11 protein-coding genes are annotated in these 16,634 nt (G+C 45.7%); 8 read left to right on the top strand and 3 right to left on the bottom strand.

All coding sequences use genetic code 11. The annotated features are described in order from the left end of the window. The first annotated feature begins 151 nt into the window (after window positions 1–151). From ICV89_RS07490 to radA, 3 genes are read left to right on the top strand one after another with little or no spacing between them, the layout of a single operon-like run. Complete coding sequence (locus ICV89_RS07490; protein ID WP_215307864.1) at window positions 152–2,092, top strand: potassium transporter Kup; 1,941 nt, start codon at window positions 152–154, stop codon at window positions 2,090–2,092. A gap of 35 nt (window positions 2,093–2,127) precedes the next feature. Further along, window positions 2,128–2,589, top strand: coding sequence for a hypothetical protein (locus ICV89_RS07485; RefSeq protein WP_251370811.1), 462 nt, complete (start codon window positions 2,128–2,130; stop codon window positions 2,587–2,589). Window positions 2,590–2,593: 4 nt separating this feature from the next. Next, window positions 2,594–3,958 carry a DNA repair protein RadA gene (gene radA, locus ICV89_RS07480; protein ID WP_215310367.1) on the top strand — a complete coding sequence of 455 codons (1,365 nt, stop codon included), beginning with the start codon at window positions 2,594–2,596 and terminating at the stop codon, window positions 3,956–3,958. A gap of 12 nt (window positions 3,959–3,970) precedes the next feature. Here radA and prmB read toward each other — a convergent pair whose 3' ends face one another. From prmB to dapD, 3 genes are read right to left on the bottom strand one after another with little or no spacing between them, the layout of a single operon-like run. Continuing rightward, window positions 3,971–4,867, bottom strand: coding sequence for a 50S ribosomal protein L3 N(5)-glutamine methyltransferase (gene prmB, locus ICV89_RS07475; RefSeq protein WP_215307860.1), 897 nt, complete (start codon window positions 4,865–4,867; stop codon window positions 3,971–3,973). Between the two features lie 39 nt (window positions 4,868–4,906). After that, a complete protein-coding gene (gene dapE / locus ICV89_RS07470; protein WP_215307858.1) occupies window positions 4,907–6,058 on the bottom strand; it encodes a succinyl-diaminopimelate desuccinylase in 1,152 nt (383 codons plus the stop codon). Between the two features lie 17 nt (window positions 6,059–6,075). Beyond that, window positions 6,076–6,903, bottom strand: a complete 828-nt coding sequence (gene dapD / locus ICV89_RS07465; protein WP_215307856.1) for a 2,3,4,5-tetrahydropyridine-2,6-dicarboxylate N-succinyltransferase — start codon at window positions 6,901–6,903, stop codon at window positions 6,076–6,078. Window positions 6,904–7,078: 175 nt separating this feature from the next. Between dapD and smc the strand changes: the two genes are divergently transcribed. The 5 genes from smc (at window position 7,079) to ICV89_RS07440 (ending at window position 16,634) form a co-directional block, all read left to right on the top strand. After that, entirely contained in the window at window positions 7,079–10,600 is a 3,522-nt protein-coding gene (gene smc / locus ICV89_RS07460) for a chromosome segregation protein SMC (RefSeq protein WP_215307853.1), read from the top strand. An 18-nt stretch (window positions 10,601–10,618) separates the two neighbouring features. Further along, window positions 10,619–11,677 (top strand): cell division protein ZipA C-terminal FtsZ-binding domain-containing protein, encoded by a 1,059-nt coding sequence (locus tag ICV89_RS07455; protein ID WP_215307851.1) that lies wholly within the window; start codon window positions 10,619–10,621, stop codon window positions 11,675–11,677. Window positions 11,678–11,685: 8 nt separating this feature from the next. Then, window positions 11,686–13,701: an NAD-dependent DNA ligase LigA gene (ligA, locus tag ICV89_RS07450; RefSeq protein ID WP_215307848.1), complete on the top strand. Its 2,016-nt coding sequence runs from the start codon at window positions 11,686–11,688 to the stop codon at window positions 13,699–13,701. Between the two features lie 73 nt (window positions 13,702–13,774). Then, window positions 13,775–15,427 (top strand): FAD/NAD(P)-binding protein, encoded by a 1,653-nt coding sequence (locus ICV89_RS07445; protein ID WP_215307846.1) that lies wholly within the window; start codon window positions 13,775–13,777, stop codon window positions 15,425–15,427. Beyond that, window positions 15,417–16,634, top strand: a complete 1,218-nt coding sequence (locus ICV89_RS07440; protein WP_215307844.1) for a multidrug effflux MFS transporter — start codon at window positions 15,417–15,419, stop codon at window positions 16,632–16,634. Before ICV89_RS07445 ends, ICV89_RS07440 begins: the two co-directional genes overlap by 11 nt.

Raw genomic sequence — 16,634 nt, 5'->3', positions numbered from 1 at the left:
AGCTGTGATTCTACCATTTTTTGACCACCTCTGTCGAGCTATTCTTGGATGTTGCACTTAACGAGGCTGTTTTTTCATTGAAAAAAGACTGTAGAGTCAGCGTGCATAAGGAGTAACATATTGCCACGCAACATTCACTAAGGGCTTTCAAATGTCAATTAGCAACCCTGAATTTTCGAACTCGACTTTATTAAAGCCGGTTGATCTGCATGATGATCACAATGGCCATAAAAAAGGTCTTGCGACGATGATGCTTGCCGCTATTGGCGTAGTGTTTGGTGATATTGGCACTAGCCCTTTGTACGCCCTCAAAGAATGTTTTGATCCTCAGCACGGCATCCCGTTTTCACCAGAGGCATTGTTTGGTGTGATCGCAATGATGATCTGGTCATTAATTTTAGTGGTGACCTTTAAGTACGTTTTATTTGTGATGCGCGCCGACAACAAAGGTGAGGGCGGTGTTTTATCTCTGATGGCTTTGGCACTGAGATCATTTGATAGTAAATCGAAGAGTTATTTCTTTCTAATGATCTTAGGAATGCTCGGAGCCTGCATGCTCTTGGGAGAGTCTGTGATTACTCCAGCAATTTCAGTGTTATCTGCTGTTGAGGGTATCGAGATTGCAGCGCCTGGCTTGCACAAATTTATCATTCCTATTTCTTTAACAATCTTGGTTGCCTTATTCTTGATTCAAAAATATGGCACAGCGGCTGTTGGCAATCTATTTGGCCCAGTGACCCTCACTTGGTTTATTACTCTGGCGGTATTAGGCCTCATTAATATCGGCGCAGCGCCGCAAATTATCGGCGCAATTAATCCAATGTATGCGGTGCAGTTTGTAATGGATCACCCAACTACCGCCTATATAGTGATGGGCGCCGTCGTTCTGGTGGTTACTGGTGTTGAAGCGCTCTACTTGGACATGGGGCACTTTGGAAGAAACCCTGTCCGATATGCTTGGCTCATTGTTGTCTTACCTAGCCTTTTAATTAACTACCTAGGGCAAGGCGCACTCTTATTGTCCAATCCAGAGGCGGCCTCAAACCCATTTTATTTAATGGTTCCAGATTGGGCTTTATGGCCTGTTGTTGGTCTGGCTACTGCGGCTACAGTCATTGCGTCCCAAGCAGTGATTTCAGGTGCTTACTCTTTGGTAAGTCAGGCCATATTACTTGGTTTTATGCCGCGTATGACCATCATGCATACCTCCGATTCAGAGCAGGGACAAATTTACATACCTGTAGTGAATTGGGCCCTCTTATTTATGGTGGTTGTTACCATTATTGAGTTTAGAGAATCAGTGAACTTAGCAGCTGCTTATGGAATTTCTGTGACATCTACCATGATGATTACTGCAATTTTATTGGGAGTGGTGATGTATCGTGAATGGAAGATGAATATTTTCCTAGTGCTATGTTTAACAGCCATCTTCTTTACTTTAGATTTTGCCTTTTGGTCAGCTAATTTAATTAAGATCAAAGATGGCGGCTGGTACCCATTATTTCTGGGTCTCATCATTTTCACTTGTTTAATTACTTGGTATCGTGGGCGTAAGTTATTGCGCACTAAGGTAGAAGAGGGCGCTATTCCTTTGCAGGCCTTTGTTTCTAGTCTATTAGCCCACCCACCTCATCGTGTCGAGGGTACTGCTATTTTTCTGACGGCTCACGTCGATTTTGTTCCAATCGCGATGTTGCACAATCTTAAGCACAACCGTGTGATGCATGAGCGCATCTTTTTTGTCAAATTAAGCACTTGGGATGTGCCCTATGTCAATGATAGTGAGCGTATTACGATGAAGGACTTTGGGGGCGGTATTTATTTGGTGAGAGCGGTACATGGCTTTAAAGAATCTCCAGATATCAATAAAGTCCTAGAGTTAATGCAAAAGCAAGAAAACATTGAATTTAATGTCATGGATACCTCTTTCTTTGTTTCTCGAGACACTATAGTCCCGTCAGCAAATCCTGGAATGGCCTTATGGAGAGAGAAACTGTTTGGTTGGATGATGCAAAACGCAGCCAAGCCATCAGATTTCTTTAAAATTCCTACCAATCGTTTGGTTGAGCTTGGCGCAAAGGTAGAGATTTGATTAGGCCACTTTCTTTGCGTTTCTTTGGAGCTTTCTTGTTGATTTGCTCCTTCAGCGCCCTGTCGCTAGCAACTCCTGCAGAAGAGGCTCAGTTAGAGCAGTTAGATAAGATTGAGCGTGATCTCGAGTTGCAACGTGATTGGGCTAAGTATCGCTGGGATAAAACCAATTCAGAGTGCTATCAAAAGTATTGGGTGAATGACTGCCTAAAAGATTCGCGTGCGCAATATCGTAAGGAAATCGATCCCATTCGTGTGCAAGAGGTTGAGTTACATGAAGTGCAGCGCAAGTTACGCGCCAGTATTAAAGATCAACGCGATGCCACTAAGATTGCTGAACGTGCTTCTGCTGAAAAAGCAGCTGAGCGCTCAGCCAATCAAAGAGAATTTGAAGAGAAGCAAAAGGCAGCTGCTGCTCGCGCAGCAGATGTAGAGCAACGCCGAAAAGATGCACCTAAACGAGCTCAAGAAAACAAAGCGGGCACTCAGCTCGATTAATCCATTGGCCAAAATAAAAACAATCTATATCTGTCAGTCATGCGGCGGAAGCTCTGCTAAATGGCAGGGGCAGTGCCCCTCATGTCAGGCATGGAATACCTTGGAGGAGGGGGTTCCCGAGGTCAGCTCAAATTCCCGCTTTCAGGGATTAGCCCAGTCTCTTCCCCGTCAAAAGCTTTCTGCTATTTCCGCTGAAGATCTCCCGCGCTTTAGTACTGGTGTAGAAGAGTTTGATCGTGTGCTCGGTGGTGGGCTAGTGCCTGGTGGCGTGGTGCTCTTGGGCGGCGATCCTGGGATCGGTAAATCCACTCTCTTACTCCAAGCCCTTGCAGAGATGAGTGCCGCAGGTATGAACGTTCTTTACAGTAGTGGCGAAGAGTCTGCGGCGCAAATTGCATTACGCGCAAAACGCATTGCACTCGATGCACCACAATTAGAGGTGCTCGCCGAGATTCAGTTGGAAAAGCTCTTATCCATTATGGATACAGTGAAGCCACAGGTTTTGGTGGTGGATTCGATTCAGACTTTGTATTCAGAGGTACTCAGTTCAGCACCAGGCTCGGTTGCGCAAGTACGAGAGTGTGCTGCGCAATTAACTAGGGCTGCTAAATCTAGCGGCATTTGCGTGTTAATGGTGGGGCATGTGACTAAAGATGGTCACTTGGCTGGCCCTCGTGTGCTCGAGCATATTGTAGATACCGTCTTGTATTTTGAGGGTGATACCCATTCTTCATTTAGATTGGTGCGCTCGATTAAAAACCGCTTTGGTGCAGTCAACGAGTTGGGTGTATTTGCGATGACTGAAAAAGGTCTGCGTGGCGTTGCCAACCCTTCAGCGATTTTCTTATCGCAGCATGCAGAGATGGTGCCAGGTGCCTGCGTATTGGTTACACAAGAAGGTAGTCGACCGCTTTTGGTGGAAATTCAGGCGCTAGTAGATACTGCGCATATCCCCAATCCCCGTCGCCTAGCCGTTGGTTTGGAACAAGCCCGCTTAGCGATGCTCTTAGCAGTACTGCATCGTCACGCTGGTGTTGCCTGCTTCGATCAAGATGTCTTCTTAAATGCAGTTGGTGGCGTGAAGATCTCAGAGCCAGCTGCTGACTTAGCGGTACTGTTAGCAATCCAGTCTTCGATTCGCAATAAGGCCTTGCCTAAAGAGCTGATCGTATTTGGTGAAGTTGGTTTAGCGGGAGAGATTCGTCCATGCCCACGTGGTCAGGAGCGTCTGAAAGAGGCGGCCAAGCTGGGCTTTACTGTAGCCATTATTCCAAAGGCTAATATGCCGAAGACAAAGATTCCGGGATTAAGAGTGATACCAGTAGAACGTATTGATCAGGCCATCTCTGCAGCAGCAGAGCTCAGTTAAGGCGCTAATAATTTAGCGCAAATCTTCCGCTTGAATCAGTAGCACCTGTTCATCTCCTGCGGATACTTCCATCCAGATGACCGGAATTTGAGGAAACGCTTTTTTAAAGTACTCATACTCATTGCCAATCTCAATCAGAATGGCGCCACGCTCAGATAGATAGTCTGGTGCGCCAGCAATGATCTTCCGAATCAGATCCATGCCATCATCGCCACCGGCTAATGCAAGAGCAGGCTCCGCATGGTATTCAGCGGGCAGGGCGTTCATCGAGTTGGTATTGACATAAGGCGGATTACAAATGATGAGATCAAAGAGATTGTCTTCATGGGGTTCTGGAAGCGCATCCCAGAGATCACCCTCAAAAAGCTCTACTTGAGAAGTAAGGCCATGACGATCGAGATTGCGAGATGCTATTGCTAATGCAGGCAAGCTGATGTCACAAGCACTTACATGAATATCGGGACAAGTTAAGGCTAACAAAATCGCTAGAGAGCCATTGCCAGTGCAGAGATCGAGTGCTTTGCCATCAGCTGGCAACCAAGGCTCTAGAGAGCCATCGACGATGAGCTCGGCTATCCAGGAGCGGGGAACAATACTTTGCTCACTAGAGAAAAAAGGTACGCCCATTAACCAGGCTTCACCCAAGATATAGGCTAATGGCTTGCGTGTGGAGATACGGGTTTTCGTCACTTCAAGCGCCTGAGCAATTTGCTCGGCACTCATCACTTGCTCTAAGTGATCCAGTGCATCTGCAGGGCTTAAGTCAAGCTGTTTACTGGCAATCCAGAGGGCTTCACTTTGCGCATCAATAGCACCATGACCATAATGTAAATCTGCTGCCTCTAGTTGTTGTGCAATGTGATCAATACATTGATCAAGCGTCAGAGATTGCTGGGGCGCAGGGTCCATGAGGAGTTTTTATAAGAAAGAGTAATTGACGAAACAGTCTTAAGCAACAAGTTGTTCGAGTGTCTTGCGATAGATATTTTTGAGTGGCACAACATCATCCACAATCACGCACTCATCAATCTTGTGGCTCGTAGCATTGAGCGGACCAAATTCGACCACTTCTTTACAGATCTTCGCAATAAAGCGACCATCACTTGTGCCGCCAGTAGTGGAGAGTTCTGTATCAATATTGGTTTCAGCTTTAATCGCCTTACGTAGTGCGCCAGCAAGAGCGCCATCACCGGTAATGAATGGACTGCCACCTAAGACCCAATCAATTTCAAAATCGAGACCTGCGGCACTGAGAATTCCCTCTAGGCGACTACGTAACTCTTCTGGTTTGCTTTCAGTAGAGAAGCGGAAATTGAAATCAATCGACAGCTCACCAGGAATCACGTTATTCGCGCCAGTACCTGCATGAATATTCGAAATTTGAAAGCTTGTGGGCTGGAAATACTGATTACCTTTATCCCACTCAGTCTCAACGAGCGCTTGAATCGCTGGCGCTGAAAGGTGAATGGGGTTTTTGCCTAGGTGAGGATAGGCGATATGTGCCTGAATACCTTTGACTCTAAGCTTGCCTGAGAGCGATCCACGACGACCATTTTTAATCATGTCGCCGAGTTGATCAACTGAAGTTGGCTCACCAATCACGCAGTAATCTAAACGCTGACCTTGCTTATGCAAGCGCTCGCACATGATGACAGTGCCATCGTTCGCAGGGCCCTCTTCATCACTAGTAATCAAAAAGGCAATCGTGCCTTTGTGATCTGGGTGGGTGATGACAAACTCTTCAGTAGCGACCACAAATCCTGCAAGAGAGGTTTTCATATCAGCAGCCCCACGACCGTAGAGCATGCCATCTCTAATGGTTGGACTAAATGGATCATCGGTCCACTTCTCTAGTGGGCCAGTAGGCACGACATCAGTATGACCAGCAAATACCAAGACCTTACCCTGATCCCCGGAAACACCCTTTTTGATTGCCCACAAATTGGTAACCTGAAAATTCTCAGGACCACTAACAACACTCTCAGTGTGAAAACCAATTGCTTGCAGGCGTTTGGCAATGAGCTCCTGACAGCCCCCGTCCGCTGGGGTTACCGAGCGGCAGGAGATGAGGGCTTCAGTTAGCTCTAGAGTGGCACTCATGGATTTGGCTTGATAACTTAATCGCGCAATAGTTCGTTAATCGCAGTCTTAGCTCTAGTTTGGGCATCCACCTTTTTGACGATGATTGCGGCATACAGGCTGTACTTACCGCATGCAGATGGAAGGGAGCCTGGAACTACAACAGAACCTGCAGGTACACGGCCGTAATGGATCTCACCGGTTTCGCGATCGTAGATCTTGGTACTTTGACCAATGTAGACACCCATGGAAAGAACGGCATTTTCTTCAATAACCACGCCTTCAACTACCTCAGAGCGGGCGCCAATAAAGCAGTTATCTTCAATAATCACTGGGCCAGCCTGAATGGGCTCCAAAACACCGCCAATGCCTACGCCACCAGAAAGATGTACGTTTTTACCAATTTGAGCGCATGAGCCTACAGTTGCCCAGGTATCAACCATAGTGCCTTCACCAACATAAGCGCCAATATTGACGTAGGAAGGCATTAAAACAGCATTTTTGCCAATAAATGAGCCTCGGCGAGCCATTGCAGGGGGAACCACTCGGAAGCCGCCATTGGCGAAGTCTTCAGCGGTGTAGTTCTCAAACTTGCTCGGCACCTTATCGTAAAACTGGGTATAGCCGCCAGCGCCCATAGGTTTGTTGTCTTCCAGGCGGAAAGACAACAAAACAGCCTTTTTGACCCACTGGTTAACTTCCCATTTGCCAACGCTACGGCGCTCAGCCACGCGAATACTGCCTGTATTTAGGCCCTCGAGAACGGCGTTCACGGCATTGCGGATTTCCCCAGAAACGGCCTCAGGAGACAGGTTTGCGCGGTTTTCCCAGGCTTGATCGATGATGCTTTGTGGTGATTTGCTCATGCTTTTTAGTTAACTATCAGATTGTTAAGGGGTTTTGTCCCTGGATATAGACTGATCATTATATCGGTGAGGCAAAAACCCGTGTGGGGAGCCTTAAGCTTGCTATCATCTTCCCACTTTAGTGATAATTTTTTACCCCCTTATTTGAACCCCCTTTTTCCCTGCAAAGTACGCCGTGCAACTGAAATCCATCAAACTTTCCGGCTTTAAGTCCTTCGTCGATCCAACCCATTTTGAAATGCCAGGTCAATTGATCGGTGTTGTGGGTCCTAACGGTTGCGGAAAGTCGAACATTATTGACGCCGTGCGCTGGGTTTTGGGTGAATCTCGCGCTAGTGAATTGCGTGGCGAATCTATGCAGGATGTGATTTTTAATGGCTCTGGTTTACGTAAGCCTTCAGGTCGTGCCAGCGTCGAACTCATTTTTGATAACTCAGAAGGGCGCGCTCAAGGTCAGTGGAGTGCTTTTACTGAATTAGGTATTAAACGCGTTTTGACACGTGATGGTAACTCTAGTTATTACGTCAACAATCAAGTCGTGCGCCGTAAAGATATTCAAGACATTTTCTTGGGTACCGGCATGGGTCCAAGAGGCTACGCGATCATCGGGCAGGGCACCATCAACCGTATTTTGGAAGCAAAGCCAGAAGAGTTGCGTGTTTTCTTAGAAGAAGCGGCCGGTGTTTCTAAATACAAGGAGCGTCGCAAAGAAACTGCCTCCCGCCTTGAGGATACAAAAGAAAACTTAGTTCGCGTAGAAGATATTTTGCGTGAACTTGATCAGCAGGTTACACGTTTAGAGAAGCAGGCTACTGTTGCTGAGCGCCATGCTGAATTATCTACTGCAATGAAGTCGCAACAGCAGTTGCTCTGGTTTGTACGTCAGACTGAAGCTGGTAAAGAACAGGAGCGTCATGCCAATGGTATTCGTGACACTCAAGTCAGCCTAGAAGAGCAGACTGCCAAAATGCGTCACGTGGAGACTGAGCTCGAGACAATGCGCACTGAGCAGTACGCATTGCAAGATCAGGTTTCTCAAGCTCAAGGCGATTTGTATCAAACCAATGCTGATGTGAGTCAAGTTGAGTCACAAATTCGTTACGTGCAAGAAGCGCGTCAGCGCCTGCAACAACAATCACAAGATTTACAAGCTCAACTACAACGTTGGACTGTTCAAGAAACTGATGCCGCTCAGGCGCAACGCTCTGCCGAGCATGAGCTCAGCTTGGCTGCGGAAAAAGAGCAAACATTAATGGCGGATTTATCTGGTTTGCAAGAGCAAATGCCAGCACGCGAAGAAGCCTATCAAGTTCATGTACGCAAACTCAATGATGCACGCGAGAACTTGGCCACGATTGACCAGCGCTTAGCCAGTTTGGGCGAGCGTGTGAAAGCAATCGCCTCGCAAGTTGAGGAACTCAAGGGGCGCGATACCCGTCTTGAGGCTGAGCTCGCAGGTATGCGTAGGCCTGATGCCGAAGCATTGCAAATGGCAATCGATCGTCATGCGATGGCACAACGCAAAGTGGATGAAGCGAGACAAAAAGCAGGTGAAGCACAACAACGTGTGCCTGCTGCCGATGAGGCTCGTAATATCGCGCAACAACAGATTCAATCAGCTAACCAAGAGTTAGCTCAAACTGAAGCGAAACTCACCGCACTCACTGCTTTGCAAGCCAGCGTTCAAGCTCAAGGCAAAATTGGTCCATGGCTTGAGAGTAAAGGTTTAAAAGAGAGCAAGCGCTTATGGCAAGAGCTTAAGGTAGAGAGTGGTTGGGAAGCCGCGTTGGAGTCCGTCTTGCGCGAGCGCTTAGCAGCTGTTACAGCCAAGAGCGTTCAAGAAACTTTAGCCTTAGCAAATGATGCTCCTCCAAGTCGTTTAGCGATCTTGCTCACAGAGGACATTTCTCCTGCGCACACTACCGTGCCAGCAGATTTCATTGCACTATTGACCCGCGTTCAAAGTGCAGGCGCACCACGCGTAGCTGCTGTATTGCAAGAGTGGCTGGATAACATTTACATTGCCAATAGCTTGGAAGATGCCTTGCATCGCCGTGAAAAGTTACCTGCTGGTGGTGCTTTCGTTACTCAGCAAGGCCATTTAGTTAGTCGAGTGGGGGTGCAGTTATATGCCGCCGACTCTGAGCAGGCTGGTATGTTGGCTCGAGCTCAAGAGATGGAGGGTCTCGAGAAGCAATTGCGTGCACAGAAGTTAATTCAGAGTGAGTTGCAAGGTGAGTTGGATCAATGCGTTGCCAATTACCAAGCTGCCCATCAAACTGCTGAGCAAACCCGCATTGCCGCAGAGCATGCAGTTCAAGAAGTGCACGGCTTTGAAGTGGAAAGAATGCAGTTAACTCAGGCCGAAGAAAAGTACAGCCAACGTGCTGAGCAAATTCAGGGTGAGTTAAGTGAGTTGCGTCAACAAATGGAGCAGTTGAGCCAAACTCAAGATCAATCCTCTGAAGAGCTCGCTCAGTCAGAGGAATCTAAGCAAGGCTTGCAAGAGAATCTCGCCATCGCGCAAGAAAAGTTGGAGTTAGCCACTCAAGAGCGCGATCGTCTCCGTGAATCTTTACGCTCATCTGAGATGTCTGCCCAAGAAGCAGCATTTGCAACTAGATCTTTACAGCAGCGGATTGCTGATTTACAGCGTGATCAAAGTACTGCCCGTGTACAGATCATGGAGATTCAGGATAAGCAGGCTACTTCTGAGCAAGAGCTAGAAACTCTGAGTGATGAAGAGGCTCAAGATAAATTACAGGGACTCTTGCTGGCGCGCAGCGCTCGCGAAGCCGCATTAGCAAACGCCCGTACAGAACAAGATGCACTCTTGCATCAATTACGTGAAGCAGATGAAGTGCGTCTACAGATTGAGCGCAGCCTTCAACCTATGCGTGACAAAGTGGTCGACTTACAGTTACGCGAACAGGCCGCCCGTTTGAACTTTGAACAGTTTGCAACCTTACTGTCAGACGCTGAAGCAGACTTAATTGCATTAGAGGCTAGCTTTAGCCCAGATCTCAAGGTTGGAGCATTGCAAACTGAAGTAAATCGCCTTAATTCTGAGATTCAATCTTTAGGGCCAGTTAATATGGCTGCCTTGGATGAACTCTCTAGTTCACGTGAGCGTAAACAGTTCTTAGATGCGCAATCAGCTGACTTGAACGAAGCAATGCAGACTTTGACGGATGCGATTGCTAAGATTGATGCAGAAACTCGCGACCTCTTGCAGGGCACTTTTGATCAGGTCAATATACATTTCGGTAAGTTATTCCCCGAGCTGTTTGGTGGTGGTCATGCGGAGTTGGTAATGACTGGTGAGGAGATCTTGGATGCTGGTGTTCAGGTCATGGCTCAGCCTCCAGGCAAGAAAAATAGCTCTATTTACTTACTCTCTGGTGGTGAAAAGGCCTTGACTGCGATTGCCTTGGTCTTCTCCTTATTTCTCCTTAATCCTGCACCATTTTGTTTGCTCGATGAGGTTGATGCACCATTGGATGACGCGAACACCTTGCGTTATGCGAAGATGGTTGCCAAAATGTCTGATAAGACTCAGTTTGTATTCATCTCACATAACAAGATCACCATGGAAATCGCTCATCAGTTGATTGGTGTCACCATGCAAGAGCAGGGTGTCTCGCGTATTGTGGCGGTGGATATTTCTTCTGCAGTATCGATGGTGGAGGCAGCTTAAGTGGATCTAGAGCAAATCATGACAGCATTGGGTTTGTCTGACTTGCAGTTTGCTTTGGCTGTTATCGGCCTACTGATACTGATATTAGTGGCTATTCTGAATGTTAAATATGCTCGCGCACTGCGTAAAGCCAAAGCGAGCGTCGAGTACTACGCCGCTGAGCGAAGTGCGCGTGAACCAACTTTTGGCACTGGTTTTGCTGACCCTATTCCTGGCGAACAGATTGAGCCGGTTTTTCAAGAAGGCTCCTTGCCAGTCAAGGCGGAATTGCCAGCCTTTTCAATTGATCCAAGAATAGACTGCGTTATTACCTTGCGCTTTTCCCACCCAATTATGGGATCGGAAATCCTAAAAGAAATGCATTCCTGGGAAGATTTATCAGCCCCATCTTCAGCCCGCTGGATGTGCGAGGGTTTGAATGTGGATCATGATTCTTCTGAGGCATGGGGTTTACTTTTGCCTGACTCTTCTTATTCGGAGCTTCAACTGGCTATTCAATTAGCAAGTCGTCGCGGCCCTATAGGCGTGCTGGAGTTATCTGACTTTTGTTCTAGAGCTCAGGCGCTCGCCTTAACGCTTGGTTCTCAGATTGACATGCCAAGTGTGAGTACGATGCTGGATAAGGCTAAAGATTTGGATTTCATGGCGGCTGAAAGCGATATTCAATTGAGTATCAATGTGCTATTTGATGAAGCTTATCCTTGGACTAGCCTAGATTCTTTGATGCGTCAACGTGGATTTATCTTGTCGCGCAGTGGCCGTACTTATGAATACTTCAGTAATCGAGCGCCTATTTTTAGCAGTAGTGACCTTAATCCCGGCAAGCCGGTGCAGCAACTTACCTTGCTTCTAGAGTTGCCCTTAGTGCCTTTTGATGAGAAAGCATTTGAGCGCATGCTTGCGGAGGGTCTTGAAATTGCACAAGTTGCTCATGGTCGTTTAGTCGATGACAACGGTATCAATTTATCTGAAATTTCTATTCAAAGTATTCGTAAACACCTTGATGGTTTATATGAAAACCTCGAGAGAAACGGTGTTCCTGCTGGATCTTCTGCTGCCAGTAGACTTTTTAGCTGAGGAATCACTTGTCGTCCTCTAATCCGATAAATGTAGCGGATCGCTATGCATTATTACAAGCCGAACTAGCGCGCTTAGAACATGCCTACTACGTTCTAGATAACCCAATAGTGCCTGATAGTGAGTACGACCGCCTATATCGTGAGTTACTAGATATAGAGGCTTTGCATCCCGAATGGATTACGGCCGATTCACTCTCGCAAAGAGTGGGTGGTGCCGCACTCAAGGAATTCGATTCAGTAACTCACGCAGTACCGATGCTTTCTTTGAATAATGCATTTGAAGATGCTGAGTTAATTGCTTTTGATCGTCGCTGCCGTGAAGGTCTGCATGCGGATCATGTAGATTATGCAGGTGAACTTAAATTTGATGGCCTCGCAATCTCCTTGCGCTACGAGCATGGCTCTTTAGTAAGGGCTGCTACTCGGGGTGATGGTGCCAGTGGCGAAGATGTCACTGCCAACATCAAAACTATTCGAGCTATTCCCCTCAAGTTGACAGGTGCCAATATCCCCGCAGTCTTGGAAGTGCGCGGTGAAGTCTTTATGTATCTGAAAGATTTCCAAAAAATGAATGCGCAAGCTGCTGCCCAAGGTGAGAAAGAGTTTGCCAACCCCCGTAATGCTGCAGCAGGAAGTTTGCGTCAGTTAGATTCTAAGATTACCGCTAAAAGACCACTGTCATTCTTTGCCTATGGCTTAGGCGTATTGGAGCCGCAGTCCTGGCTACCAGCCACCCACGAACAACTTCTAAACGCCTATAGCAAACTGGGTTTGCCAGTTTGCGCAGAACGCCGTGTTCTCAAATCAGTAGATGATATTTTGGCCTTTTACAATCAAGTTGGTGCAAAGCGCGATTCTTTGCCTTATGACATTGATGGTGTGGTCTATAAAGTTAACTCCTTTGCAGAGCAAGCTAAGCTGGGCTTTGTATCTAGGGCGCCACGCTTTGCCTTGGCTCATAAGTTTCCAGCGCAAGAAGCCTTAACCACTGTACTCGGTATCGATGTCCAGGTTGGGCGCACTGGTGCCATTACACCAGTTGCAAGACTTGCTCCCGTCGAGGTAGGCGGAGTGACTGTTACCAATGCCACTTTGCACAATGAAGACGAAGTTAAGCGTAAAGATGTCCGTATTGGCGATATCGTTTCCGTCAGAAGAGCAGGAGATGTCATTCCAGAAGTGGTTTCGGTGCTTAAAGAGCGTCGACCAGAAGGTACAACAGCATTTGTCATGCCAACAAACTGCCCTGTGTGTGATTCCCATATTGAGCGCTTGGCTGATGAAGCTATTGCCCGTTGCAGTGGTGGTTTATTTTGTGGCGCACAACGTAAGCAGGCATTAATTCATTTTGCGCATAGACGTGCGTTAGATATTGAAGGCTTGGGTGAGAAGATTGTTGATCAGTTGGTTGATCACAATCTAGTCAGAACGCCTGCTGATCTTTATCGCCTAGGCTTTACAGCAGTCGCTAATCTAGAGCGCATGGGCGAGAAGTCTGCTGATAATCTTATTGCAGCAATCAATCAATCTAGAAATACGACGCTAGCAAGATTCATCTTTGCCTTAGGTATTCGTCATGTGGGCGAGACTACGGCCAAAGATTTAGCCAATCACTATCAGTCCATGCATGCTCTGATGGATGCGGGCCTCGAAGACTTGCTCACGGTAAAAGATGTTGGTCCTGTAGTCGCAGACTCTATCACCAGCTTTATGGAAGAAGCTCATAACCGTGAAGTGATTGAGCAACTATTAGCTTCAGGAATGCAGCTTTCTGTCGAAGAGAAAGTCATCAGCGCGGCAGTTGCAGGAAAAACTTTTGTACTGACAGGCACGTTCCCAACAATGACGCGGGATGAGGCAAAAGATCTTCTCGAAAAAGCAGGCGCCAAAGTAGCAGGCTCAGTCTCCAAAAAAACTGACTATCTAGTTGCAGGTACCGATGCTGGAAGCAAGCTTACTAAAGCAGAGGAGCTAGGTGTTCCAGTAATTGATGAAGCGGCTATGGTGGATCTACTTAAGTAGGTCATTTCCTACATAAACATCAGGTAGGCATTTTTGTTTCCTGTCGATAAGCTTAAGGCTTTGAGGGGGAAGCATGCATCAAAATACAGTAAGCAAGCTTTTAGAGATCTCTGATTGTTTGGAGATGAATAGCTATTTATATTCAAGTGAATCAATCACCAGCATTGCAATAATTGGGTGCGGGGCCTCTGGCGTTGCAACTCTAGCAAGCCTTATCGAGCGCATAAAAAATTCAAATTATCAAAAATACAAAATTAATGTTTTTGAGAAAAGTTCAAGCTTTGGATCAGGACTAGCGTATCAATACGATAGCGATGATTTATTGATGAATATGGTTAGCTCAACCACCTCTATATTTGAAAATCGAGAAACTGATTTTTGGGAATGGATGGTTGATAGGGGTCATGGGAAAGGCTCAAGTCAAGTTATGTCAGGTTCGGGAGTTTCACCCGATGGATATATCTCACGACAATTCTTTGGTTTATATCTCAAAGATCGTCTTCATGATGCCATCTCTGAAGCCAAAAAAATTAACATTTCAGTCGAGTTGGTAAATCACGAGGTGATTGATATTAAGCGTAAGTATCAACACTTTGAGGTAGTTGATTGTGCAGAACATGTAAATCAGTTTGATTATGTAATTTTGTGTACGGGAAACATTGACCCACATGACATATTTAGGCTGAAGGGAAAAAGCCAATACGTCAATAATCCTTACCCGATTAATCGTTATGCCATGGGTATTGGTAAGAATGATTGTGTTGGGATTATTGGTGGCCAGTTGACCGCTGCCGATATAGCCGTGGTACTAGCCCAGCAAGGGCATGCAGGACCAATTCATTTTTTTACTAGAGGATCAAACCACCCTCTAGTGAGATGTTCCAAGGAAAAATTTGAGTTGATGTATTTCAACCTTGAAAATTTAGAGGCTATAAGATCCAAGCAGCTTGGTGAAATTTCTTTAAGGCAGGCTTTGAGGCTAGCTAGAAAAGATTTTATAAGAGCCGGAGTTAAATGGAATAAGTTTTTTAATCCAGATGAACTCCCTTATGAGGATTGGATTTGGCGTCTACTTTCTAAAGGGCATCTGTATGCAGAATGGCAGCATTTTGCCGTTGCAAGTGATGCTGTTATTAGTAACTATTGGGATGCTTTGACCATCACTGGAAAAAAGATGTTCATGAATAAATATCACCGATTATGGATGTGTAAGAGAGTTCCATTACCAGTGCACACCTGCTTAAAACTATATTCACTCTTTAAGGCTGGCATCCTCAAGCATCACACACATTTGATGGAGATTAATTGTAAAACTCCCAACAATTTTGTTGTCTCAATTTCTGATGCTGGCGGTCCAGAAAAGTCAATCCAAATTGAATGCGACTGGGTGATTAATGCAACTGGACCGGCTCGCTCTGTTGATGGCAATACCGGATCACCCTTATTAAACAATCTTATGAAATCTGGATTGATAAGGGCTAACCCATTCGGCGGTATTCAGGTTGATTATGAAACTTCGATGGTTAAAAGCGGCAGGGATAAAGTGAAAAATTTTTATGCTATCGGACACCTTACTTCTGGCACCTATTACTTTGTCAGTTCATTGGATATGGTTTCAATGGGAGCCAAGAGAGTGGCTCGCAATGTAGTTAATTCCATACAGCAGTCAATCAATCAAATAGAGTTTGCTGGAGAAAAGCAATTTGGAGTGACAAATGCAAACTAAAAATCCATTTTTACTGCCGCTTCTGATGGTTTTAGTTGTAATTCCTATGCTGGCAACGGACATCTATTTACCTGCGATTTCATTTATGGGCGAAGACCTTATTGCTAGTCACTCCTCATTAATGTCAACGTTGACCTCTTATATGGTCGGTTACTCTAGCAGCTTACTACTTTCAGGAGCGCTATCAGATTTTTATGGTCGAAGAGTGATCGTTCTGTGTGGGATCTTTATATTTGCCTTAGCGAGCTTTGCGAGCTGTTTTGTAACGTCAGTCGACCAGTTAATCTGTTGTCGATTTTTTCAGGCCTTAGGTGGAGGGTGTAGCACTCTTTTGGCTAGGGTAATTGTTAGGGATTTGTATGATTTTAAATCTCAAGTACGAGTTTTAAGTTATTTGGCGGCAGGGCTAATAGCATCCCCAATTCTAGGGCCAATCATTGGAGCGCATTTAACGATTCACTATGGCTGGAGATCAATATTTTATGTCCTTACATTATTTGCCTTCATTTCACTTGGTCTTATACATATTTTTATGAAAGAGTCTCTTACGACTGCTCTAAATAAAGATTCCATATCGTTTTCCATTATCTTCAAGAAATATTTAGAGTTACTTACCCATCGGGAGTTTTTATTCCACACGCTAGTTATCAGTTTTGCTTGGACTGTGTACTTCTCTTTTATCTCTTCTTCTCCGGGATTAATTCAACAAATTTATAAATTGAGCCCTTTGGAATATAGCTACCTTTTCTCACTATCGGTTAGCGGATATATATTTGGAACAATTTTTATTCGTCGAAACATTGAGCGCATGGATCTCAAGGACTTGATTTATTTCTCTGGGCTAATTATTTTAATTTCCACATCTTTTCTAGTGATTTTCTCTCTACTGGGTATGGACTCTCTCTTTATATTGTTACCCTGTATTTTTCTTTCTTTATTTGGGGTCGGGGTAATTTTTCCCGCTACTCAAGCGGGTGTGACACGCTCATTTAATACGGATATAGGGTTAATTTCAGGACTTTTTTATTCTATTGAGATGATGTTCGGAGCATTTGCTAGCTTTATTCTTTCAAATTTTTCTACAGCCTCGTGGGTTTCTACCTCTTTACTGATGTTGTGCGGTGCCCTTGCCATCATTACTCTATCTTCCCTAGATAGGTTCTCAAGCTTCAATTTTATTAGTCGCGGTACAAAGAAACTCTTGTAA

The organism is Polynucleobacter sp. Adler-ghost, from assembly GCF_018688495.1.
Lineage (GTDB): Bacteria > Pseudomonadota > Gammaproteobacteria > Burkholderiales > Burkholderiaceae > Polynucleobacter.
The sequence above is the reverse complement of the archived record's forward strand: the minus strand, read 5'-3'. Positions and strand labels throughout refer to the sequence as shown.

What these genes read in the sequence shown, in the direction of transcription:
- ICV89_RS07490 (WP_215307864.1), top strand. Translation starts at nt 152, where the DNA reads ATGTCAATTAGCAACCCTGAATTTTCGAACTCGACTTTATTAAAGCCG.
- prmB (WP_215307860.1), bottom strand. Translation starts at nt 4,867, where the DNA reads ATGGACCCTGCGCCCCAGCAATCTCTGACGCTTGATCAATGTATTGAT.
- dapE (WP_215307858.1), bottom strand. Translation starts at nt 6,058, where the DNA reads ATGAGTGCCACTCTAGAGCTAACTGAAGCCCTCATCTCCTGCCGCTCG.
- dapD (WP_215307856.1), bottom strand. Translation starts at nt 6,903, where the DNA reads ATGAGCAAATCACCACAAAGCATCATCGATCAAGCCTGGGAAAACCGC.
- ICV89_RS07455 (WP_215307851.1), top strand. Translation starts at nt 10,619, where the DNA reads ATGACAGCATTGGGTTTGTCTGACTTGCAGTTTGCTTTGGCTGTTATC.
- ICV89_RS07445 (WP_215307846.1), top strand. Translation starts at nt 13,775, where the DNA reads ATGCATCAAAATACAGTAAGCAAGCTTTTAGAGATCTCTGATTGTTTG.
- ICV89_RS07440 (WP_215307844.1), top strand. Translation starts at nt 15,417, where the DNA reads ATGCAAACTAAAAATCCATTTTTACTGCCGCTTCTGATGGTTTTAGTT.